We start from the raw sequence: 21,212 nt of genomic DNA, 5'->3' as shown, positions 1-21,212 counted from the left end.
TAGACATCTCCAGCAACAATTTTCAGCTGGAGCAAGTCTATGAAGGTCCAATGATGACGGAAAGCGACTTATTGGAAGGTTTATGTTGCGTCAGACGCAATCGGCAAAAACTCATGCGCCGTTCAAGGCTTCGCATCGCAACAGGCTTTCAAGGTCCGGCGCAACCAGCGGTGCGCCGGGTCGTTGTCAAAGCGCGGATGCCACGCCTGCATCACCCGCACCTTTTCCAGCGGCACCGGGATTTCGAACGAGCGCAGGGGCAAACCGAACTTGTTCACGCTGCCGAGGATGTTCGCTGGCATCGGTAAGATCAGGTCCGACTCAGGCAGCGAGAACATCGCCGAATGGAAGCTCGGGGTAATCAGCGCCACGCGCCGCTGGATCCCGTGGCTGCCTAGCTCCACATCGATCGGCCCATTGGCCCGCCCGCGCCGCGACACACTGATCTGCGGATACACGGCAAAGCGCTCCGGGGTGATCACATCGTCGAAGATCGGGTGCTCGGCCCGCGCCAGCCCGACGAACCAGGTGTCGAACAGGCTCTGTACCTTGATCTCCGGCCCCAGTTCGATGCTCGAACTGACCACCAGATCGATCTGCCCGTGGCGCAGCACCAAGTCGTCATCGCCCTGATGCTCGGGCACGAAGCGCAACACCGTATTGGGCGCCTCGGCCATCATCATGTGCAGCAACCGCGCGCCGTACAGGGCAATGAACAGGTCATTGGTGCGGATGTTGAAGGCGCGGTCGAGGTTGGCCAGGTCGACCTCGTCGCCACTGCGAAACACCACCCCGGCCTGCTCCACCAGCCCGCGCACCTGATCTCGCAGCGCCAGCGCCCGAGGCGTGGGCACCAGGCCACGGCCGGCGCGCACCAGGATCGGGTCGCCCATGGCCTCGCGAATGCGCCCCAAGGTGCGGCTCATGGCTGCCGGACTCAGGTTCATGCGCTGGGCGGCGCCGACCACGCTGCCCTCGTCGAGCAGGGCATCGAGGGCGACAAGCAGGTTCATGTCCGGGAGTTGCATGGCCGTTTTCCGTGACAGCTGTAGGAAACGCGATGGTATCAGGTTGGTGGATTGCGTCAGACGCAACGACGTCGTGCGCGGTAGGCCATTTATTCCCTAGCGTAAAAGATTCGAGAATGAGGCCTGGCGCTTCGCGGGCAAGCCCGCTCCCACAGGTTACGCGCATCCCTGCGAGAGCGGGCTTGCCCGTGAGGCGGCCAGCACTGCCCCCATCTTCTCAAAGGATTGCGCATGCCCTCCCCGGTCCTGATCGCCATCGACGCCTCCCCCGCCGCCACCTGCCTGCTCGACCTCGCACGCCGCTACTGCCGCCCCGGCGAGCACAACCTGCACGTGCTGCTGGCCATCGACACGACCTTCGCCGTGCACGACCAACCCAAGGCCTACACCCTTGAGGAGTTGCAGGAGTACCCCGCCGCCTGCGACGAACAGCAACTGGCCGAACGCGCCGTCGCCACCGCCGTGCGCGCCCTGCGCGAAGCCGGCTTCGACAGCCTCGGCTGCATGGTCGGCGGGCAACCGGTGGACGCCATCGTCGCCAAGGCCCACGAGCTTGAGTGCGAACTGATCATCATGGGCCACCGGCACCTGTCACGGCTTGGCAGGCTGCTGGATCCCTCGATCAGCGCGAAAGTGATCGATCGCGTGCAGGTGCCGGTATTGGTAGGGGCAACCGCTGAGGTCTGACCTGGCAACGGTGCGGGACGTGCTTGAACTTAACGAATCTTAATCCCAGCCGTTTGCGCCAACTCACGATAATGCGAGGCGCCTGCAAACCTGGAGAGCCCACGGTGAGATTGCTCGCTACACGCCGATTGATCGCAGCAGTCTCCTGCCTGGCGCTGGCCGCACCAGGGCTCAGCCGCGCCGACTGCGCCAAGGCCTACTCGATCCCGTTCGACGTCGAACTCTATGTGCCTGAGCGCGAATCGACCATCGAACTGAGGGCATTCGAAAAGCGCAGCATCTCCATTGCGGCAGCCGAAGCACTCAACCCGAGTCGGTTTCCCAGCCCTGACGCCCCCCAGTACCGCCAAGGCGACACCCGGGCACTGGTTCGCGTGCGCGGTGAAGATATCTACATCGACCGCTCTGGCTGGATTCGCCAGGGCACCCGCTACGGCAAGGCTGCGCTGGCCGAGATCGAACGACAGCTGTCGACCCCCTGCTCCGAACCCAAAGTGCCCGCTCCCAACACGCTAGACATGGGAGCGGGCTTGCCCTGCGATGGCGCCCATGCTGCTAATTGCCTATGGCTGATCAGCCAGGTAGGACTGCCTCACGATCTTCACATTCGGAGCCAACTGCTCAATATGCATCTTCACCGACCATAACCTGTCGTAGGGTGTCTTGTAATGGCCGCTATAGTTGGTCATCACAATTTTCCCTCTCTTCATCAGGAACTCCCCGGCGGCAACAACGACCGGACTAGTCCCATGCTCCTGGGCTGCAATGGCGGAAAAGCTCGCGTGAGTGGAGTAAACATTGGCATGTTGGAAACTGCCGACAATCAGTTCACCCTTGCCGGTGATCAGCCACTTGTGGGTCATCGGGAAGGATGTGCTAAGGATCCCGTCCAGGGTCCCTGCATCCTTTACGACATAGAGCTTCGCCTGCTGCCGATCCAAGTTCCTTTCGGTGGTCGCGACCTCTTCCTTGACTCGGCCAGCCTTGGTGTTCGTCAGCGCCCCCAAGGATTCGACCCGCTTCGGCCCTCCTGTCAATTTCTGCCAGGTACGCTTAAAAGAAAACTGCCCCGACGGGTCAACCTGATTCACAGGATCGCCCATGCAGTAGGCATAGGCATTCAGGCCTCCACGCCCGAAGGGGCTCAGCCTGTCCGGACCCTGAAAGCGCATCAGCCTGACGTTGTAAACCCTGTAACCATTCCCCAGCGCGTAGTTGCCAGTGAATGCATCAGCATGAATACCATTGAATCCAAGCAGCCCCTGAGTCTCGCCATGGAAGCTGGCATAGCCATAGGGCCCATAGGCCCGCCGGTCGCGTGACCTGATTGCACCTTCGTTCATCTTTGCGCCCTCCATCGACCTTCCCCGATGAAACAACCACTATCCTCGGGGTGAGCCGGCCAGGATAGCTGGCAGAATTGTCAGTTCTCCTGAGCGCCCGGCTTGACCACCACCGTACAGGTCGTCCCCGCCGCCAGCAGGTACCCCTCCGGCACCTCATCGATATGAATCCGCACCGGCACCCGCTGCGCCAGGCGCACCCAATTGAAGGTCGGGTTCACATCGGCGACCAGTTCGCGGCTCTGCGGGTTGTCGCGGTCGTAGATGCCGCGCGCGATGCTCTCCACATGCCCGCTCAGGCGCTCGCCGCTCATCATTTGCAGCTCGGCAACATCGCCCACCTTCACATGCGGCAGCTTGGTTTCCTCGAAGAAGCCATACACCCAGAACGAATGCTCATCGACCACCGCCATCACCGCTTCGCCGGTGCGCGCGTAGTCGCCCTTGTGGATGTTCAGGTTGGTCACGTAGCCATCGACCGTGGCGACGATCTCGGTACGTTTGAGGTTCAGCTCAGCGGCAGCCAGTTCGGCCTGGGCCTGTTGATAATCGGCCAGCGCGGAACTTGCGATGTTGCTGGCGTCGTCACGGTTCTCCTTGGAGATGACCAGGTTGTCCAGGTCGGCACGGCGCTTGGCGTTGACCTTGCGCATCTCCCAAGTGGCCTTGCGCGAGGCCACCAGCGCCTTGGCCTGCTCCACCGCCAGTTGGTAATGCTCGGGGTCGATGCGGATCAGCACATCGCCCTTCTTCACCGGCTGGTTATCCTTGACCGGCACGTCCACCACATAACCCGGCACGTCGGCAGCGACGTTGATGATATCGGCGCGTACCCGGCCATCACGGGTCCAGGGCGTGGTCATGTAGTGCAGCCACAACTGGCGGCCGATCACCACGGCAGCGGTCAGCACCAACAGGGTGGCGATCAGGCTGAAAAACTTTTTCATCGAGGGGTTCTCACCAGTAGAGCGACAGCGCCAAAGCGCCGAACAGGCAAACGAACAGGCTCAGGCGCAGCAGCGCCGGGTGCCAGAAAAAACGGTAGCCATCGTGGCTGGCGATGAACCGGTCCAGCCCCCAGGCCAGGCCTAGGGCGAACAGGAACATCAACGTCATGGTGGGCATGTACACGCCATGGAAGGCGATTTCACGGGGCATCGTGCAGTCCTTTTGCCGGTGTCAGCGGCGACTGTGGATCGAGCAGGGAGGTACGGATGAAATGCAGGTAACTCTGCGCGCGGCGCAGCACCGAGGTGTCGAAATGCCGGGCGAACGGTTCGTCGGTTGCCTGCACGCGACTGATGGCATGGTCCACCGCCACCAGCGCGCGCTCGTGGTTGCTGGCGCTCGGTTGCAGGAACAAGCGCGCCAGCGCGCGGCCCATCACACGGATGGCCTGGCGCCAGGGCTGGCTCTCGGCGTAGGCTGGGTGCACCGGGGCGCGGGCCTGCTCCTTGCGCAGCTCGATGACCGCGTGGCCAATCTCCAGCACCGTGAACATCCAGCCCATCAGTTCGCTCTGCACCTTCGGCTGGCCGGCCGCCAGGCCATAGGCCTGGTGCAGCAGGTCGCGGGTGCGGCTCTCGAAAGCCGAGCCCAGCCCGCGCAGGCGCCCGCTGATGGCGAACAGCACCTGCTCACGCAGTTCCTGCTCCAGGCGACTCCACAACCAGCGGCTGTTGGGCGGCAGGATGATCGCCCCGGCAGCGGCGCAGACGAACATGCCGATGACCATGCCGATGTAGTCATTAATGAAGGTATAAGGGTCGTACAGCGTCAGGTTGTTCGGCACCGAGCCGATGGCGAAGAACACCAGCAGCCCCAGCCCGTAGCCGGCGTAGGCCGGGCGTGAGGCCAGGAAGGCACCGAGCACGAACACCGGCGCCAGGACCATGCACAGCAGCGCGAAGCCGTCGATCCACGGGAACACGAAAAAGGTCTCGAAAAACCCGATGAATGCGCCGACGGCAGTGCCGACGGCCATCTGGAACGACATGCGCTTGGGGTTGGGCGAGGCGGCCGACAGGCCCACGGTGACGCTGGCGATCAGGGTCATCATGGCGCCGCTGGGCCAGTCGCTCATCAGCCAATAGCTGCCCAGCAGCAACAGCACCGCCGAGGCGCGTACCCCCGCGGCCAACGACACCAGCCAGCTGGTCTGCGCCACATAGGGTTCGTCCCACTGTTCGCGCTCGTGCTTGTGCACCGCCAGCGAGGCATGGGTTTCGGCGTAGCTGTACATCTCGTCGACGAAGCGATACAGCAGCTCGAAGGCCGTGTGGAAGTCGAGCAGGTCGGCTTCGCTGGGCGCAGTTGCCAGGTAATCGGCACGCAGGCTACGCACCTGGGCCTGCAAGCCTTCCTTGTACGTCCCCAACTCCAGCGCCAGACGCAGCGCATCGGCGTCGGTCAGGGCGCGGCCCACGTAGGGTTCGAGCAACTCGGCAAGGGTCGCAAGGCCCGGTTCGATGGCGCCGACGATCTGCAACGGGCCGCGCGCGCGCAACCGTTCGAGCAGCCGGTGCAGGGCGTTGAAGCGGGTGGTGATGGCCATGAACTCGCTGTTCATGCGCACCAGCCGGCCAGAGCGCCGACGCATGTGTGGGTCTTCGAAGGCGGTGACACTGCGCAGGCTCTCCAAGCCCACCGCTTCGGCGACGAAGCGCACGTTGCTGCTCTCGTAGCGATCACGCTGGCTGTCGCCGCGCAGGGCTTCGACCACCACGCCGGCGAAGGTGCCGAAGCGCAGGTACAGGGCATTACGCATGGCCGCACTGGCCGACTGCGGCAAAATCGCTGCACTGACGAAGGTCGAGACCAGAATCCCCAGGCCGATCTCCAGCACCCGCCACACTGCCGCCATGAACGCCTGCTCAGGGTGTTGCAGTACCGGCAAGCCGATCATCGCCGCGGTGTAGCCGGCCAGCACGAAGCCATAGGCGCGGAAGGTCCGGTAGCGCATGGCACCGGCCGAGCACAGGCCCACCCACACCGCCAGGCTGGGCAGGAACAGCTCGGTGTTCTGCGGGAACAGCGCGATCAGCGCCACCATCATCGCCGAGCCGGCCAGGGTGCCGAGCACCCGGTAGAAGCTCTTGGCGAACACATGGCCGCTTTGCGGCTGCATGACGATGAACACGGTGATCATCGCCGTGCGCGGCTGTGGCAGCTCAAGGCGCATGGCCAACCAAAGGGTGATGAACGCGGCGGCCAGTACCTTGAAGATGTACACCCAGGTCACGCCATCGGTACGTGCCCAGGCAAAGAACCCCCGGCGCCACTCAAGACCCTGCAGCCAGCGCAGGGGCAAGCTCGATGCACTCATTTGGCGTGGCCCGGTGTGTCGAAGATGGCCAGGGCCGGCGGGGTTTTCGGCGCGGCCTGGCGCTGCGCGTCGGGCACGTCCTGGCCAGCGTCCAGGCCGCCGCCGAGGGCGGTGACCAGCTCGGCATGGGCCATCAGGCGGGCGGCCTGGACCTGCTGCTGGACCTGCTGCTGACGCAGTAGCAGGGTCTGGGCGTTGAGCACGTTGAGGTAATCGGTCAGGCCGCGCTGGAAGGCCACGCTGGCGATGTCGTAGGTCTTTTGCGCAGCCTGCACCGACTCGGCCGCCAAGTGCGCCTGCTGCTTCATCGACGCGCGGCGGATCAGTTGGTCGCCGATGTGCTTCAAGGCATCGATCACTGTCTGGTTGTAGCGCGCCACGGCCATGTCATAGCCGGCCGAGGCCGCGCCCAGTTGAGAGCGCAGGCGGCCGCCGTCGAAGATCGGCAAGCTGATCGCAGGGCCGACGTTGTAGTTGAACTTGCGCCCGGTCAGGAACTCGAGCGGGCCGCCACCGGTCGCCATGAAGCCGAGGCTGCCCACCAGGTCGACGTTGGGGAAGAAACCGGCGTGGGCGACATCGATGCCGCGCGCCTGGGCCGCCACCTGCCAGCGGCTGGCGACCACGTCCGGGCGCTGGCCGACCAGCTCGGCCGGCAGGTTCGACGGCAAGGCCAGGGGCGCGCCCAGACGCAGGCTTGGGCGTTGCAGTTTCGCGCCCTCCCCCGGCCCTTTGCCGGCGAGTGCGGCCAACTGGTTACGCGTCAAGGCGATGGCCTCGTTGAGGCTGTCGATCTGGCGATGGGTCTCGGGCAACGGCGCTTCGGCCTGGCTCACTTCCAGATGCGTGCCGATGCCGCCGTCCAAGCGACGCTTGGCGAGGGCGAGGATCTGCTCCTGTTGGGCAAGCTCGGCCTGGACGATATCGCGCTGGGCATAGTGCAGGCTCAGCTGGATGTAACTGCGCACCACGTTGTTCTCAAGCTCCAGTTGCGCCTGGCGCGCCTCGGCGACGCGCATGTGCGCCTGATCCAGGGCCTGCTCGCTGGCATTGCGCTCGCGGCCCCACAAATCGAGCGCATAACTGAAGCCGATGGCCGCGTTGTTGTCCCAGGTATTGGCACCGGAAAGCGCGCCGGGGCCATAGAACTGATCCTCGGGCCAATTGTGGCGTTTGAGGGAGGCGCTGGCGTTGGCCTGGAGTTGCTCCGCCGACTGCACCACCCCGGCCAGGGCCTTGGCTTGGCGTACGCGCGCCGCCGCCATGGCCAGGCTCGGGCTGCCCGCCAGGGCCTGGGCCATCCAGGCATCCAATTGCGGATCGGCATAGGCACGCCACCACTGCTGGGCAGGCCAATGGGCATCCCGCGCGGCCTCGTCGATGGCATCGCCTGTGGCCAATTGGTTGGCCTCAAGGGTCTTGGTTTGCGGGGCAATGCCCCAGGTTCCGATACAGCCGCTCAAGGTAAAGCTAAGGGCACAGGCACTGAGCGCTCGAAGCGCTCCGATGTTGCGACGCGGCACAGCTGCGATTTCCCGAGGAAGAGGTGGAGGGGCGCGGCCATTCTAGGGTCGGGTTCGATTGGCGATAAGCGTGGATTCCTGCGAATCTTTGTTACCAAAACAGCGATAATCCGGCTTTAGTCGGACGTGATTTTTCGTCACTTCATGTCACAATTTTGTCCTCTAAACCGAGAGTGACCCATGGACACCCTGCAAAACATGCGTGCTTTCAGTTGCGTCGCCCAGCTCGGCAGCTTCACCGCTGCCGCCGCGCAACTGGACACGACCACCGCGAACGTGTCGCGGGCGGTCTCCAACCTGGAAGCCCATCTGCAAACCCGCCTGCTCAACCGCACCACCCGGCGCATTGCGCTGACCGAGGCAGGCAAGCGCTACCTGATGCGCTGCGAACAGATCCTGACCTTCGTCGAAGAAGCCGAAGCCGAGGCCAGCGATGCCCACGCCCGCCCTGCCGGGCAGTTGAAGGTGCATTCGATGACCGGGGTGGGCCAGCATTTCGTGGTCGATGCGATCACCCGCTACCGTGAATCGCACCCGGACGTGACGTTCGACCTGACCATGGCCAACCGCGTGCCCGACCTGCTCGAAGAGGGTTACGACGTGTCCATCGTGCTGGCCACCGAGCTGCCGGACTCGGGCTTCGTTTCGCAGCGCCTGGGCATCACCTACAGCATCGTGTGCGCCTCGCCTGCTTATGTGGCGCGCCAGGGCTTCGCGTACAAGCCGGCGGATTTGCTCAAGCACGCCTGCCTGCGCATGGTCAGCCCGGTGATTCCATTGGAGAAGTGGCTGTTCGACGGGCCGGAGGGCCAGGAGATGGTCAACATCACCAGCTCGCCCTTCCAGGTGAACTCGGCCGATGCGATGAAGACGGCGATTCGCGCCGGCATGGGCGTGGGTGTGCTGCCGATCTACTCGGCCATCGACGGGCTGCGCGATGGCAGCCTAGTGCGGATCCTGCCGGAGTATCGCTTGCAGGAGCTGAACCTGTACGCGATCTACCCCTCCCGCCAGTACCTGGACGCCAAGATCAAGACCTGGGTCGAGTACCTGCGCAACTCGCTGCCGGAGATTCTTGCCGCGCACGAGGCGGACCTCAAGACCCACGAGTTGCACATCGCCAACTGACGGCAAGCGGCAAGAATGGGAAATTGCACCTGACTTGACCAAGCGTTTGTATCCCAGTTGACCAGCCATTTGCATAGGATGTGACCGGCGCACGGATACGTTTTGACCGACAGGAATCGACCCAAAGCGGCCCTTCGGGGAGGTCGGCTAACGGCCAATAGCGGTCATTCGAATTCAGCTAGCCGATTAGGGAGGGGGCTAGCCCAGTGCTTTCGTTGTGTCATCATTGCCAAACTAGGGGACACTACTAATTTACTTGGAGGAAGTTTGTGTCGAGAAACTACTGGGGTTACCGTATCGATAAACGCAATATCGAGTTTTTCCGGAAAAAACTTGATCAAGGTCGCTTGCATCAGGGGTGGGGGAAAATACCAGAACAGGATCTGACTAATCCGGACCTGAGCGGTGGAGCTAAACGCAATCTGCCAATCTATAATAAGGTGAAAAAAGGCGACATCCTACTGGTTCCAAGACTACCCAACCACCATGAGGTGGCCATCGTGGAGGCAGCGGAAGACTTCAACCTTGGCTATACCTATTTACCCGATCCGGTGCTCAAGGACTATGGGCATAGTTTCCCGGTCAGGCGGCTCAAGCAGTTTACTCGCAAAAATACTAATGTATCTGGCAAGATTCGTGCAGCACTGGGCTCTAGGTCAAGGTTCTGGAACTTGAATTCATGCGCCGATGAAATTGAAGCACTGATCGCAATAGATGACGAAGCAATGCGTTCCAGTCAGAGCTTCATCGACCGCTTTTCAGAAGCGGTCCAAGACAGTTTTGCAGATTCTTTTGATGAGCATAAATTCACCACTTTGTTATACCAAAAAGTAGTGCGCGGGTTCTCTAGCGCAGAGTGGGAGTTCGCATTGATTGAAGGGCTCAAGCGCCTGTTTCCTTCTCCTTGCAAGGTAGCGCGTCGCGGAGGTCGTGAAGAGATCCATCACGGCACTGATATTTCCATAACTATTCCGGGCTTGGCTGATTACAGTTACTTGATCGCTATCCAAGTAAAGGACTACATCGGAGAAGTATCAGAGGCCCCGCTAATTCAAATCAATAAGGCAGGCACTTACTGGGGCAACGATCCAAAGATTCGCTTGATTGATAAGGTCTTGATAGTGACCAAAGCTCATGCAGAGCAGAATCGTCACCTGATCGATAACCAAGACGGCATCACGGTCTTATTTGGTCACGATGTTCAGAACCTGCTGCTAAAAATAGGAAAGGCTTATAAAGGCTTGCAAAGCTAGGCTTCAGTTTTTCGGCTAGCGATAGTCGCTGGTGGCCCGGTCTACGTATAACAGTTTTGTCTGTCGAGGACATATCGTCTGATGATCAATTTCGGCGCTTCCCCCAATGACCTCTCGAGCCGATCAGCAACCATTCCAATTTCTGATCCACTCTTGTCCTCCCTCATGTGGAGGACTAAGTGTCCCTGATCTATCGCAGGACTAAGAACCTTGGGGCAGTCCAACTCCTTCGCGGCCACACGAAGCTTGAAAGCACCATTCGATACTTGGAAATTGAGGTCGATGACGCGCTGGAAATGGCGGAGCAGACCGAGGTCTGACCATGCATAGCGACGGTTGAGACCAGACCATCGCTTTTCGGCCAGAAGTGGCAATTAATAGTCAGCGAAACCATTCAGCTCGACACCACCCCGCGCACTAAGGCTGAGGAGTTATGGGATGTGATGCAGGCCGGCATTACCATCCGTATGATTCATTTGCAGTCAGCCTAGGCTGAGGTGGACATCAGCGCTACCGGGATGTTAAAGATCTTTCGTCCGGAGCAGCACGGCAACGACTGCTAGGTGCTAGGCTTTCCCCTCGCAGCCTTAAGAATGCTGGCGGGGTGAGTTTCCATTTTCGCCGTGCAGAATATTGCGGCGCAGGTCACGTTATTAGGGAAGGATATGGAGCGGCTTCATACCGAAAATGATCTTGAGAAATTCCTACTCAACCAACGCGGACGAAGCATTACAATCGTATCCGCCTTTGCCTCCGGTACCGCCAAACTCCTGAAATCTATAGCCACTCAGAATGACGTCGAAGTAATTGTGGGTACGATCAACGCGTTTACCTCTCCGACATTTATCGACGATGCACGAGAGCTGCTTCACCGTAGACTTTGGGTGGATTTCCGGGGTAACACTAGCACCCACTGGAAGCTCTATCTTGTCTCGCCAGATATTGTGGTTATCGGAAGTTCAAATTTCACTAACCAAGGCATTGGGATGGGCCGCGACACTTGTGTGGTGATTCAGGACTGTCATCTTTACGAGGAATATCAGCAACAATTGACACTCCTTAAAAGTGAGGGCGAGGTATTGGATGGGGGGGCTCGCGGCTTTGATGACGCCCTTGAGCGTCATCGAGAGCAACACAATCGCAACCAGGCGGCTCTACAAATAGCTCAGCAAGGAGCTCAGTCTGCTTCGCGAAGCCGTACTCGCAAAGTGCCCCCCTTCGATGAATGGGTAAAACAGGGTTTCCTTACGATCCCATTGTTTGTATGGGATGAGAACCATACCGAGGAGATAAAGGCGGAGGCAGTTCGAATCGTGAATGACCAGGAAAATGTGGCGGAGCACGCCGCGGGAAATGCAACCAAAACTGTCGATTTCCAGCGGAAACCGTATCGGGACTTCCTTACTGAGGCGAGCGACGCCTCAAAACCTTCATTTGAGCCGAATACGGTGGTACTCGCCACAAAGGCGAATGGTGCGTACATGCGCTTTATGCAGCTTGACCTTGTCGTCAGGAAGGCTGACCGCGGACTTGACTTCATGATAGAGCGCAGGAAAAGTCGATACCCTCAGCCTTTCGAGATTACTCCGGAAATAAAGGTTTCCATCGTGCGACTCATCGAAAAAGGAATGTGTAACCACTACGCTATTCCAGTCGATGCGCTTCAGGAAGAGTTGCTCATGTCTTGAGCAACGCACATGAGCGTCAGCTTTCGGTTGACTTCCGCCCGCGCTCTCTGAGCGTGAGATCAACTCTGAAAGTTGACGAGATCCGCTTTGAGTCAACTTTAGCTGGCAGCTATTGGCCGATAGCTGTCCTCCAACGAAGGGCAGCTATGGGTCGATTGCGTTTGTTCGCGAGCGGTCGCTTTCGACCCATAGCCGCCGGTGACCAATAGCACCAACTGGCTACCCCCCCTGCCAGTAATCACTCAATTACTCTTTATTGGACTGTTCCGCCTAATAGCTTCCTGACTGTCCTTTTACTCCCGCGCCCTTTGCTGCGACCATTTTTGCACTGACCCAGCCCTGCGGATTTTTTATGATGGACCTTGCTATCGGGTTTCCCGAGTTCTTCCTGCCCAGTTGCACGCTGCGGCGGATTAATCGCAATGACGCCGAGGCGATTTTTGCCGGGCTTTCTAACCCGCAGGTTGTTGCCCACTACGGCGTGTCTTACGACAGCCTCGAAGCGACGGACGAGCAGATGCGCTGGTATGACGCTCTGCTGGAAGAGCACCGGGGCATTTGGTGGGGCATTACCTTCCCGGGACGGGACGAACTGATAGGCGCTTGTGGTTTCAACGATTGGTCACACTCCGATCGTAGCTTGGATATCGGCTATTGGCTGATGCCGGAACACTGGGGCCGAGGGCTGATGCAAGACTGCCTGCCCACCATCCTCCGCTTCGCCCTGGGCACCCTCGGCGTACATCGCATTCACGCAGATGTTGAGCCGGAGAACCCCGCCAGCATTCGTTTGCTGGAGCGGGTCGGCTTCGTGTTTGAGGGAACCCTGCGGGATGTGGAATACAAGAACGGGCGCTTCCTCAGCCTGCACCAGTACAGCCTGCTGGCCTCTGACCCGGCGGGGCGAGCTCTGCTGGAGGACGACACACCGATCCTTCGCCCATCCCGCGGTTCTGATGCGCAGGCACTCAGTGCTTTGGCTCAGCGCAGCAAGGCCCATTGGGGATACCCCGAGACTTGGATGAAGGCATGGCAGGCAGCGCTGACTTTCCGCCCCGAGCAAATGACCTTCCACTACGCAGTGCTGGTCGCAGCGGGTGGCCAACTACTGGGCTTTTATGGGCTTGAGAGCGGCGAGGATGGCTGGCAGTTGGAGCATTGCTGGGTCGACCCACAGTCGATGGGAAGCGGTTACGGACGGCGCCTGGTGGGGCATGCTCTGGCTGTGGCGCGTGGACTGGGCGTGAATACGCTAGCGGTGGAATCGGACCCATCGGCACGGGGCTTCTACGAGCTGCTCGGTGCACAGCATGTGCGCGATGTACCGCGTCCAGTATGTGGCGAGCTCCGGCATCTCCCAATACTTAAGTGGGAGTTCAGTGACTAGACCTGATTGGAGAGTAACGTGCAGATCGATTGGCTGCTGGCAGTCTACTCGCCGTTTGCTGCACCTTTACAAGTCAGCCATGTATCGTTAACCGGCCTGCGCCAAGGACTGCTATGGGTCGAAAGCTGCCAGTCGTAGATGGCTGCTTTCGACCCAAAGCGGACGTAGTCAACCGTGATAAATTGCCGTTCGGCGAGCGACGCCTTCACTTATGGAGGAGCAAGCTCTTTTACCCTAACGCGGCAGCGAATGCTTCTGGCGTGGGGCTCTCCTCCCATTAACGAGCGCAAAGTGTGTTCGTGATTCGCTTACCGTGGTCTGCCCCCCTGATTTACTGAGGGGGCAGGCCCTTTCAAACATCTCTTACCTGTTTGAGCCAGTTCCAGAAAGGGTCACTGGATTCATGCGCGTTCATGCTTGCTGTGCTTGAGATGAGATCTGATGCGCGTGCTGGGACGCTGAGTCCAAGAGTACGTTCCACGTAGCCACGCAATGCCTTGGGTGGTGCTGGGTAATCATCAACAATGTATTGCTGCTCCCGCAGCTCGGTCGGTGTTCTCGTAAACTCCTCCGGCCAGCAGTGCTCGTTGTAACCGATGGCCAGTAAGCGAATCAGGTCTTCCGTATCATTGGTCAACACGCAGAGCATGTCTGATCCCGAGCCCGAGCCAAGATGGACGATTCTCTGCTGATCGTAGTCGTCCAGCCACAACCCTGCCCACGATCCATCGCCACCAGTTCTGAGGAATATTGATAGCCGCTCGTTTACTCTGGGATCTTCGCAGGCCGTCCATCGTGCAGTATCGGCGGAGTCCGGAACGTGAAAGGCGGTGATCGCGCTGTTGGTGTATTCAGGTTCGGGATGCAAGCTCATGTAGCGCCCCCCGCTCCTATAGTGACGGACGCAGCCTAGTGCTTCCAGAAACTCCATGGTCTGTCGTAATACCGGAGGTACTGGATTCCTTGCTGGGAAGGCGGCTACATATTCATCGATGAAGCTCATGTCTTTCCTGTTCATTGTCCTTGGCGAGCCCCCTAAATGACGCTGGATTGCTAAGCCCGGAATATATCGCCGTGTGCGAACAAGCGTCTACTTTTGGCCGTCTGCCGCCCGTCCTGAACGACCACCATGGGTCATTCGCTGCCATTTGCGAGGGACCGTTTTCGACCCAAACTGCCGCTCGCGAGCATCACGAAAACCTGCATTCGCTTGATGAGATGACGCATGGCAACTGTAGAAATATCAGAACTCGCTGACTGGAAGCTGCTCAGGAGCTTGAACGCGGGCTGGGCGGTTAATGAAATGAAAAATCGACAAACTTGACCAGCGCTACTGGGATTTGATGGTGGGTGAGCAGGCGCTTATCCTACACTTTGCGACTATCAGGGTATTTCAAGATGAGCGAAAATTTCACCTATGTGTGGTTGCTGCCGCTGCTGGAAAAACCGTTAGAAGAAGCTGCGCAACAGTTGCCCCATGCGGTAAAAGCCCTTTCAGAAAAATGCACACTGCCGGCCAACATAGCGTTGCAGCCATTAGTCGTTACAGCGCTGACGTCACATTCCGACTACTGGGCGGGGTTAGCGCTCAAATGGTTGGAGGATGGATTCCCTATGGATCCCGAGTTGATCACGCTTTTGACTCATGGCGCCGAGGATCGGACGCTGTCTCAATCCAGACGCCACAGGGCACGTAAGCTTGCCTGTCGACAGAGATCAAGAGACTGAGGCCCTGGCATCTCCGTGCTACTTGCAAGGCCGCTATGGGTCGACTCCTGCCGGTCAAGACGTAACCGTGCGCTGGTCACATCCGATGCAAATAGCTGGTCAAGTCGAATGCAAACAGGTGGTCAAATCAGTGCAATTAACCAGCAAGAGGGAGCAAACCGGCGCACGCCCTGCTTTTTCTTGTGGCTTGTAGCTTGTAGCTTGTAGCTTCTTCCAAGGAGTAGCCCGATGAAAAAGACCGTCCTGGCCTTCAGCCGCATCACTCCGGCCATGGCCGAACGCCTGCAGCACGACTTCAACGTGATCCTGCCCAACCCCAAACTCGGCGACATCAACGCCCAGTTCAACGAAGCTTTGCCCGAGGCCCATGGCCTGATCGGCGTGGGCCGCAAGCTTGGCCGTGCGCAACTCGAAGGCGCAGGCAAGCTCGAGGTGGTGTCCAGCGTCTCGGTCGGCTACGACAACTACGACCTGGACTACTTCAACGAGCGCGGCATCGCCCTGACCAACACTCCCGACGTGCTCACCGAAAGCACCGCCGACCTGGGCTTCTCGCTGATCATGGGCTGTGCCCGACGCACCGCCGAGCTGGACGCCTGGACCAAGGCCGGCCAGTGGCAAGCCACCGTGGGCCCGGCGCACTTCGGCAGCGACGTGCACGGCAAGACCCTGGGCATCGTCGGCCTGGGCAACATCGGCGCGGCCGTGGCCCGCCGTGGGCGCCTGGGTTTCAACATGAACATCCTGTATGCCGGCAACAGCCGCAAGGCCGCGCTCGAGCAGGAACTGGGGGCGCAGTACCGCAGCCTTGAGCAGTTGCTGGCCGAGTCCGATTTCGTCTGCATCGTGGTCCCACTGTCGGACGCCACGCGCAAGCTGATCGGCGCCCGCGAACTGAAGCTGATGAAACCCAGCGCATTCCTGATCAACATCGCCCGTGGCCCGGTGGTGGACGAGGCCGCGCTGGTCGAAGCACTGCAAGCCGGCACCATTCGCGGCGCAGGCCTGGATGTGTACGAGAAAGAGCCGCTGAGCGACTCGCCACTGTTCAAGCTGCCCAACGCCCTGACCCTGCCGCACATCGGCTCGGCCACTGCCGAAACCCGCGAGGCCATGGCCAAGCGGGCCCTGGAAAACCTACGCGCGGCGCTGCTCGGCGAGCGCCCGCGTGACTTGGTCAACCCACAGGTGTGGAAACACTGAAGGCCGCCACTGGCCAGCGCACTACCTGGGCTGGCGTCGCCGGCCCAGCACCTTGCGCACCACATAGCGAGGTCGGTGCTTGGTCTCCTGGTAGATGCGCCCGACGTACTCGCCCAGGATGCCAATGCCGATCAGCTGCACGCCGCCCAGGAACAGGATCGCGGCCATCAGCGACGGATACCCTGGCAAGTCGTTGCCGAACGCCAGCTTGTCGATCACCAAAAACGCCGCATACAGCAGCGCTAGCAACGACACGCCTGTGCCGATATAGGTCCATAAGCGCAGCGGCACGGTACTGAACGAAGTGATGCCGTCCAGTGCCAGGTTCCACAACCGCCAGAAGCCGAACTTGCTGTTGCCAGCCGTGCGTGGCGGGCGGTCGTACTCGATGATCTCGGTACGAAAACCCACCCACGACAGTACCCCCTTCATGAACAGCTGCTGCTCAGGCAACTGGCGGATCGCCGCGACCACCTTGCGGTCGAGCAAACGGAAGTCACCGACGTTCTCCTCAATATGGGTGGAGGCGATGCGGTTGTGCAGGCGGTAGTACAAGCGCGCAGTGAAGCGCTTGAACGGGGTGTCGGTGGCGCGGCTGCGGCGCTTGGCCAGCACTACGTCGGCACCGTCCTGCCAGCGCTCGACCATCTGCGCTATGAGTTCGATGGGGTCTTGCAGGTCCACATCGATGGGCACCACGGCATCGCCGTCGGCGTATTCGAGCCCGGCGAACAGCGCCGACTCCTTGCCAAAATTGCGCGAAAAGTTGATCACCGTGACCCACTCGTCACGCTGCGCCAGTGAAGCGCAAATGGCCTCGCTGTCATCATCGCTGCCATCGTTGACGAACAGGATCTCCACGGTCATGCCTTGTAAGCTGGGCTCCTCGCGCACCGCGCGATAGAACGCCTCGACGGTGGCCTGTTCGTTGAACAGCGGCACGATCAGGGTAATGTTCATGGCAGCCTCCGTTTGAACACGACAGTGTGTGAGTAGGCGTAGCCCAACACCAGGCTCAACCCCGAGAAGCTCAGCAAGGTCAGCCAGGGCGACAGCCCGGTACGGTCGGCCACTGCGCCGACGCCCAGGCTCAAGGCCCCCATGCCGAGCACGAACGCCAGGTAACGCCAGCGGTTGGGGGGCACGAGGAAGGTGTAGCGCGCATTCAGGTAGTAAGACAGGCTGGCCGCCAGCATGAACGCCAGCAAGTTGCTCGGCGCCTGGTTCAGGCCCAGCTCCAGGTGCGCCGCCAGGAACGCCAGCCAGTGGACCAGGGTGTTGGCGATACCGACCGTCGCGAACCGGGTAAACCGCTTGAAACTCACCATCCGACATCAACCCCAGCCTGCGGCACCTTCATCAGCACGTAGGCCTTGCCATGCGCCTGGTAGATCGAGAAGAACCGGCTCGAAACCACCGGTTCATCCTTCACTCCCAGCGCCTGCCACTGCTCGAACGCGAAGTCATGCGCGTGCACCACGCCAAACCGGGCGAGCAATTCAGGCTGCATCAGGTAATTGATGTTGAGCACATAACGCAACGCCGGCATGGCACGAAACGCGCCCTCGGCGGCCGGCAGCCACTGGTCGCGCGAGCGGGCTTTGCTCCCGACCACATAAATGGCCTGCGCGCTGGCCAATGCCGGCACGCGCATGAACTGTTCAGCGACAGAAGCCGCAAGCGACTGGTGCAGTTCTTTCTGCAAGACCAGTACCCGCCCATAAGCGAAGGCAAACGACAGCAGGAACAGGCAAGGCAGCGCCAACAGCCAGGTTGGGCGCGCGGGCAGCTGCACCAGCGCCCGGTGCGCCAGCACGCCGATCATGACCGCGAAGGGCCCGAACCCCATCAACATACGGGCGCCGTCATCGAACAAGGCGAACAGGAACATCAAGCCGTACACCAGCAGCCCGCACCCCACCACCGCCAGCAACAGCACGCTGATCAGCCCAACCCTGTGCCACCCTGGCAGCGCTCTGCAGGCAAGCCAATGCACGTCCCTGCCAAGGGCCAGCGCCGCCAGGCCCAACAGCGGCAGGAAAACCCAAAGGGTGCCGGGAGTCGCCAGCAGTTGCACATGGCCGGCGATCACCTCCAGCCGATGCAGCATCTCTGGCAGCCAGTGGCGATCGAACGCCAGCAAGTCCGTGCGCGGCAGACTGATCAACGGATAGGCCGTGAGGCGGTAGAGCAGCGCCCCCGCGAGCAACTGCGCCAGCCGCCAGCCCAGTAGCCGCAAGCTCTGCCCAAGGCTCGCCCCGCCCTGGATCGCACGGATCACCTCGACGCAGCACAACCCTGCGAAGACGTTGATGCTCAGTTGGTAGAAGCCCGCGGCGACTGCCACCCACACCGCGCCAACCAGCAATTGCCGCACGCTTCCGACCCGCTGGGTGACGGCCCAGATGCTGCAAGCCAGCGCAAGCGCCATGGCGGCGCCATCATATTGGTAGGACAGGTTCTGCAAGAAGAAAGGGTTGAGCCACAGCGGCAAGACCACCAGAACGCCCGCCAGTGTGGGGCGCTCGAAATAATGCTTGGCAAGGTCTGCCAGGGCGCGCGCCGCCAGCAGCGTGGCCAACAGCAAGGGCAATGGGAACAGATTGACGGCGCCAGCGCTGAAGCCAAGCCCCGAATACAGCCAGTCCGTCAGCACCCGGCCTTGCGCCGACCAGGCACTACCGGCCTGCTCGGCGCGCCACAGGTCATCCATGTACGGATAATCGGCCAGGATCAACGGCAGGACGTAAAGCCCCATCACCAGCAGGCAGACACACCAAGTCTGGCGTGGCGCAAGGGGTTTGTTGCAACGATACCAACGCAGCATGAGATCAACCTGGCAGGCCCAACACCTGGCCAAGTCTAGTCAGCCGCGCGGCATCGTCACCTCTCACTTTTACCAGTGCCAGGTGACGCAACGCCGTCAGCGGGTGAGCGCAGGCCGGCCCAAGACAGCCGCCTTGGGTTTGCGAAACACCAGCACATTGCCCGCCATCACGGCCACCAGACCGAGCAGGGCCGGTGCCGTCCACTGATAGCCTTCGGCAAACGCCGAGACGTTCAGCGCAACCAGCGGGAACAGTACCGTGCAATAGGCAGCCCGCTCCGGGCCCATGCGCCCGACCAGGGTCAGGTACGCGGTGAAGCCGATCACCGAGCCTGGGATCACCAGGTACAGCAGCGAGCCGATGTAGCGGGTGTTCCACTCCATGGCGAACGGAATCCCGCTGAGCAGGCAGTACAACGCCAGCATCGCGGCGCCGTAGGCCATGCCCCAGGCGTTGGTGGTCATCGGCTTGAGCCCGGCCTTTTGCTGCACGCTGGAGAGCATGTTACCGGCCGAGAAACACAACGTCCCGAGCAGCGCCAGCCCCAGGCCGTAGAGGGTTTCGCGGCTGGCGGCGTGGTGGCTGAGTTCGGGCCAGAACAGCAGCCCCAGCCCAAGCAGGCCCATGGCGCCGCCGCCGAGTACGTTGGCAGCAATCTTCTGGCCGAAGAAAATCCGTGCGTTCAGCGCGTTCCACAGGGTTGCGGTGGAGAACACCACGGCGATCAGGCCGGTGGCGACCCACTGGCTGGCAGTCAGAAAACACATGAAATTCACGCAGAACAGGCACAACCCCTGGGCCAGGCATACCAGATGGCCACGCCGGTTCATCGGCTGCAAGCGCCGGGTGAGCAGCAGGATGGCGAACAGGATCAGCGCCGCCAGGGCAAAGCGGTAGGCGATCGACACAGGGATGGCGACCACGCCCAGTTGCAGCTTGAGGGCGATCCAGGTGGTGCCCCAGATAAGTACGGTGAGCAGGTAGAGCGACAGGTTCATGGGGGGGCTCCTCGGGACGTTCAGAATCGGTGCCCGGCGCTTCGCGGGTAAACCCGCTCCCACAGGGGGCAGCACTCGCCAGGGCCTGCATTGTTCTTACTGGCGACGGTCACGCGCTTGCACAAACTTGCGCTTTTGCGCACCCGGCAGCTGTCACCCGGGCAACGGCGCAGTAGGATAGGCACCAGAGGACCTGCCCATGCCCGCACTCGACCACCTGCACGTTTTCAATGCCATGCACGCCTCACCCAACGCCCGGCTGGAGCTGAGCGCGCACCTGGGCGACGGGCTGGCGGCGGCGTTGTGGAACAATCGCGACGATGCGCGCGACTACCAGGCGCCCAGCCACCACACCTTGTCGTGTTATATCGCCGATGGCACCGGCACCTTCCGCCGCCAGAAACCTGCGGACAAGGGCGCCCCGGACAAGTTGTGCATCATGCCCGCGGGCCATGAATCGAATTGGGTGATCAACGGGTCGATCCGCCTCGCCCACCTGTACGTGGGCGAGGCGCAGTTCGCCTTGGGTTGCACGCGCCTGCTGGATCGCGAACCACGCGAGATGCAGTTGCACGAGGCGACCTTCATCGACGACCCGCGCCAGGCCGTGCGCTTTCGCCAGTTGATCGCCCTGGATTGGGCCGAGCCCGGCGAACGCCTGCTGGCCAGCAGCCTGGCCCACGCGATCATCGATCATGCCGTGCTGCACCAGGCCGGACTGCGTCAGGGGCTCAAGCTCAAGGGCGGGCTGGCGCCACACCAGCGCCGGCAACTGGTGGATTACCTCGAAGCCAACCTCGACCAACCGCTGACCCTCGGCGAGCTGGCGCTGCGCTGCAACCTGTCCGAGTACCACTTTGCGCGGATGTTCCGCACCAGCTTCGGCCTGCCGCCGCACCAATACCTGCTGGCGCGTCGTCTGCATAGGGCCTGCCAGCTGTTGCGCCTGGGCCAGCTACCGCTGGGGCAGGTGGCACTGCTGTGCGGGTTCGCCAGTGCCAGCCATTTCAGCAACCGTTTCCGCCAGGCGATGGGAGCGACGCCTGGGGAATACCGCGCCGCCTTCGTCGACAGCTGAACACGCGCCACCTGG

The 21,212-nt window shown here is 61.1% G+C and carries 21 protein-coding genes; 10 read left to right on the top strand and 11 right to left on the bottom strand.

From position 1 onward, the window contains the following. Positions 1–122: 122 nt before the first annotated feature. Positions 123–1,028: a LysR family transcriptional regulator gene (locus FEM01_RS12735; protein WP_138219818.1), complete on the bottom strand. Its 906-nt coding sequence runs from the start codon at positions 1,026–1,028 to the stop codon at positions 123–125. Positions 1,029–1,259: 231 nt separating this feature from the next. Here FEM01_RS12735 and FEM01_RS12730 point away from each other — a divergent pair, with 231 nt between their 5' ends. Together FEM01_RS12730 and FEM01_RS12725 are read left to right on the top strand one after the other, a co-directional pair. Further along, positions 1,260–1,715: a universal stress protein gene (locus FEM01_RS12730; protein ID WP_138219817.1), complete on the top strand. Its 456-nt coding sequence runs from the start codon at positions 1,260–1,262 to the stop codon at positions 1,713–1,715. Between the two features lie 104 nt (positions 1,716–1,819). Beyond that, positions 1,820–2,362, top strand: coding sequence for a hypothetical protein (locus FEM01_RS12725; protein ID WP_138219816.1), 543 nt, complete (start codon positions 1,820–1,822; stop codon positions 2,360–2,362). On the opposite strand, the gene FEM01_RS24775 is transcribed toward FEM01_RS12725, so the two are convergent. The 5 genes from FEM01_RS24775 to FEM01_RS12700 form a co-directional block, all read right to left on the bottom strand. After that, positions 2,279–3,058 carry an RHS repeat-associated core domain-containing protein gene (locus FEM01_RS24775; RefSeq protein WP_416781439.1) on the bottom strand — a complete coding sequence of 260 codons (780 nt, stop codon included), beginning with the start codon at positions 3,056–3,058 and terminating at the stop codon, positions 2,279–2,281. The two genes, FEM01_RS12725 and FEM01_RS24775, sit on opposite strands and share 84 nt — an antisense overlap. Positions 3,059–3,138: 80 nt before the next feature. Further along, on the bottom strand, positions 3,139–4,005 hold the full coding sequence (locus FEM01_RS12715; protein ID WP_138219812.1) for an efflux RND transporter periplasmic adaptor subunit: 867 nt from the start codon (positions 4,003–4,005) through the stop codon (positions 3,139–3,141). A 10-nt stretch (positions 4,006–4,015) separates the two neighbouring features. After that, complete coding sequence (locus FEM01_RS12710; RefSeq protein ID WP_008097766.1) at positions 4,016–4,216, bottom strand: DUF1656 domain-containing protein; 201 nt, start codon at positions 4,214–4,216, stop codon at positions 4,016–4,018. Next, positions 4,206–6,383, bottom strand: coding sequence for an FUSC family protein (locus FEM01_RS12705; RefSeq protein ID WP_138219810.1), 2,178 nt, complete (start codon positions 6,381–6,383; stop codon positions 4,206–4,208). Before FEM01_RS12705 ends, FEM01_RS12710 begins: the two co-directional genes overlap by 11 nt. Next, positions 6,380–7,906 (bottom strand): efflux transporter outer membrane subunit, encoded by a 1,527-nt coding sequence (locus FEM01_RS12700; protein ID WP_138219808.1) that lies wholly within the window; start codon positions 7,904–7,906, stop codon positions 6,380–6,382. The genes FEM01_RS12705 and FEM01_RS12700 overlap by 4 nt, the downstream gene beginning before the upstream one ends. A gap of 180 nt (positions 7,907–8,086) precedes the next feature. Here FEM01_RS12700 and FEM01_RS12695 point away from each other — a divergent pair, with 180 nt between their 5' ends. The 5 genes from FEM01_RS12695 to FEM01_RS12675 all read left to right on the top strand — a co-directional run bounded on the left by FEM01_RS12695 (position 8,087) and on the right by FEM01_RS12675 (position 13,362). Beyond that, positions 8,087–9,034: a LysR family transcriptional regulator gene (locus tag FEM01_RS12695; RefSeq protein ID WP_138219806.1), complete on the top strand. Its 948-nt coding sequence runs from the start codon at positions 8,087–8,089 to the stop codon at positions 9,032–9,034. Between the two features lie 269 nt (positions 9,035–9,303). Beyond that, positions 9,304–10,287 carry a hypothetical protein gene (locus FEM01_RS12690; protein ID WP_138219804.1) on the top strand — a complete coding sequence of 328 codons (984 nt, stop codon included), beginning with the start codon at positions 9,304–9,306 and terminating at the stop codon, positions 10,285–10,287. 179 nt (positions 10,288–10,466) lie between these two features. Next, entirely contained in the window at positions 10,467–10,607 is a 141-nt protein-coding gene (locus FEM01_RS12685) for a hypothetical protein (protein ID WP_431188596.1), read from the top strand. A 303-nt stretch (positions 10,608–10,910) separates the two neighbouring features. Beyond that, positions 10,911–11,975 carry a phospholipase D family protein gene (locus tag FEM01_RS12680; protein WP_138219802.1) on the top strand — a complete coding sequence of 355 codons (1,065 nt, stop codon included), beginning with the start codon at positions 10,911–10,913 and terminating at the stop codon, positions 11,973–11,975. Between the two features lie 355 nt (positions 11,976–12,330). Beyond that, complete coding sequence (locus tag FEM01_RS12675) at positions 12,331–13,362, top strand: GNAT family N-acetyltransferase (RefSeq protein WP_240791750.1); 1,032 nt, start codon at positions 12,331–12,333, stop codon at positions 13,360–13,362. Positions 13,363–13,714: 352 nt separating this feature from the next. Here FEM01_RS12675 and FEM01_RS12670 read toward each other — a convergent pair whose 3' ends face one another. Beyond that, on the bottom strand, positions 13,715–14,365 hold the full coding sequence (locus FEM01_RS12670) for a hypothetical protein (RefSeq protein ID WP_138219798.1): 651 nt from the start codon (positions 14,363–14,365) through the stop codon (positions 13,715–13,717). A 395-nt stretch (positions 14,366–14,760) separates the two neighbouring features. Here FEM01_RS12670 and FEM01_RS12665 point away from each other — a divergent pair, with 395 nt between their 5' ends. Further along, positions 14,761–15,090, top strand: coding sequence for a hypothetical protein (locus FEM01_RS12665; protein ID WP_138219796.1), 330 nt, complete (start codon positions 14,761–14,763; stop codon positions 15,088–15,090). Positions 15,091–15,318: 228 nt separating this feature from the next. Further along, entirely contained in the window at positions 15,319–16,293 is a 975-nt protein-coding gene (locus tag FEM01_RS12660) for a 2-hydroxyacid dehydrogenase (RefSeq protein ID WP_138219795.1), read from the top strand. 21 nt (positions 16,294–16,314) lie between these two features. Here the strand turns inward: FEM01_RS12660 and FEM01_RS12655 are convergent, their stop codons facing one another. From FEM01_RS12655 to FEM01_RS12640, 4 genes are all read right to left on the bottom strand, one after another. After that, on the bottom strand, positions 16,315–17,253 hold the full coding sequence (locus FEM01_RS12655) for a glycosyltransferase family 2 protein (protein ID WP_138219793.1): 939 nt from the start codon (positions 17,251–17,253) through the stop codon (positions 16,315–16,317). Further along, positions 17,250–17,621 (bottom strand): GtrA family protein, encoded by a 372-nt coding sequence (locus tag FEM01_RS12650; protein WP_138219791.1) that lies wholly within the window; start codon positions 17,619–17,621, stop codon positions 17,250–17,252. Before FEM01_RS12650 ends, FEM01_RS12655 begins: the two co-directional genes overlap by 4 nt. Beyond that, complete coding sequence (locus FEM01_RS12645; protein ID WP_138219789.1) at positions 17,615–19,120, bottom strand: glucosyltransferase domain-containing protein; 1,506 nt, start codon at positions 19,118–19,120, stop codon at positions 17,615–17,617. Before FEM01_RS12645 ends, FEM01_RS12650 begins: the two co-directional genes overlap by 7 nt. A gap of 96 nt (positions 19,121–19,216) precedes the next feature. Then, positions 19,217–20,119, bottom strand: a complete 903-nt coding sequence (locus FEM01_RS12640) for a DMT family transporter (protein WP_138219787.1) — start codon at positions 20,117–20,119, stop codon at positions 19,217–19,219. 199 nt (positions 20,120–20,318) lie between these two features. Between FEM01_RS12640 and FEM01_RS12635 the strand changes: the two genes are divergently transcribed. Beyond that, complete coding sequence (locus FEM01_RS12635) at positions 20,319–21,197, top strand: helix-turn-helix domain-containing protein (protein WP_138219785.1); 879 nt, start codon at positions 20,319–20,321, stop codon at positions 21,195–21,197. The last annotated feature ends 15 nt before the right edge of the window (positions 21,198–21,212 follow it).

Source organism: Pseudomonas mosselii, from assembly GCF_005796105.1.
In the GTDB taxonomy this organism is placed as follows: Bacteria; Pseudomonadota; Gammaproteobacteria; order Pseudomonadales; family Pseudomonadaceae; genus Aquipseudomonas; species Aquipseudomonas mosselii_C.
The sequence above is the reverse complement of the archived record's forward strand: the minus strand, read 5'-3'. Positions and strand labels throughout refer to the sequence as shown.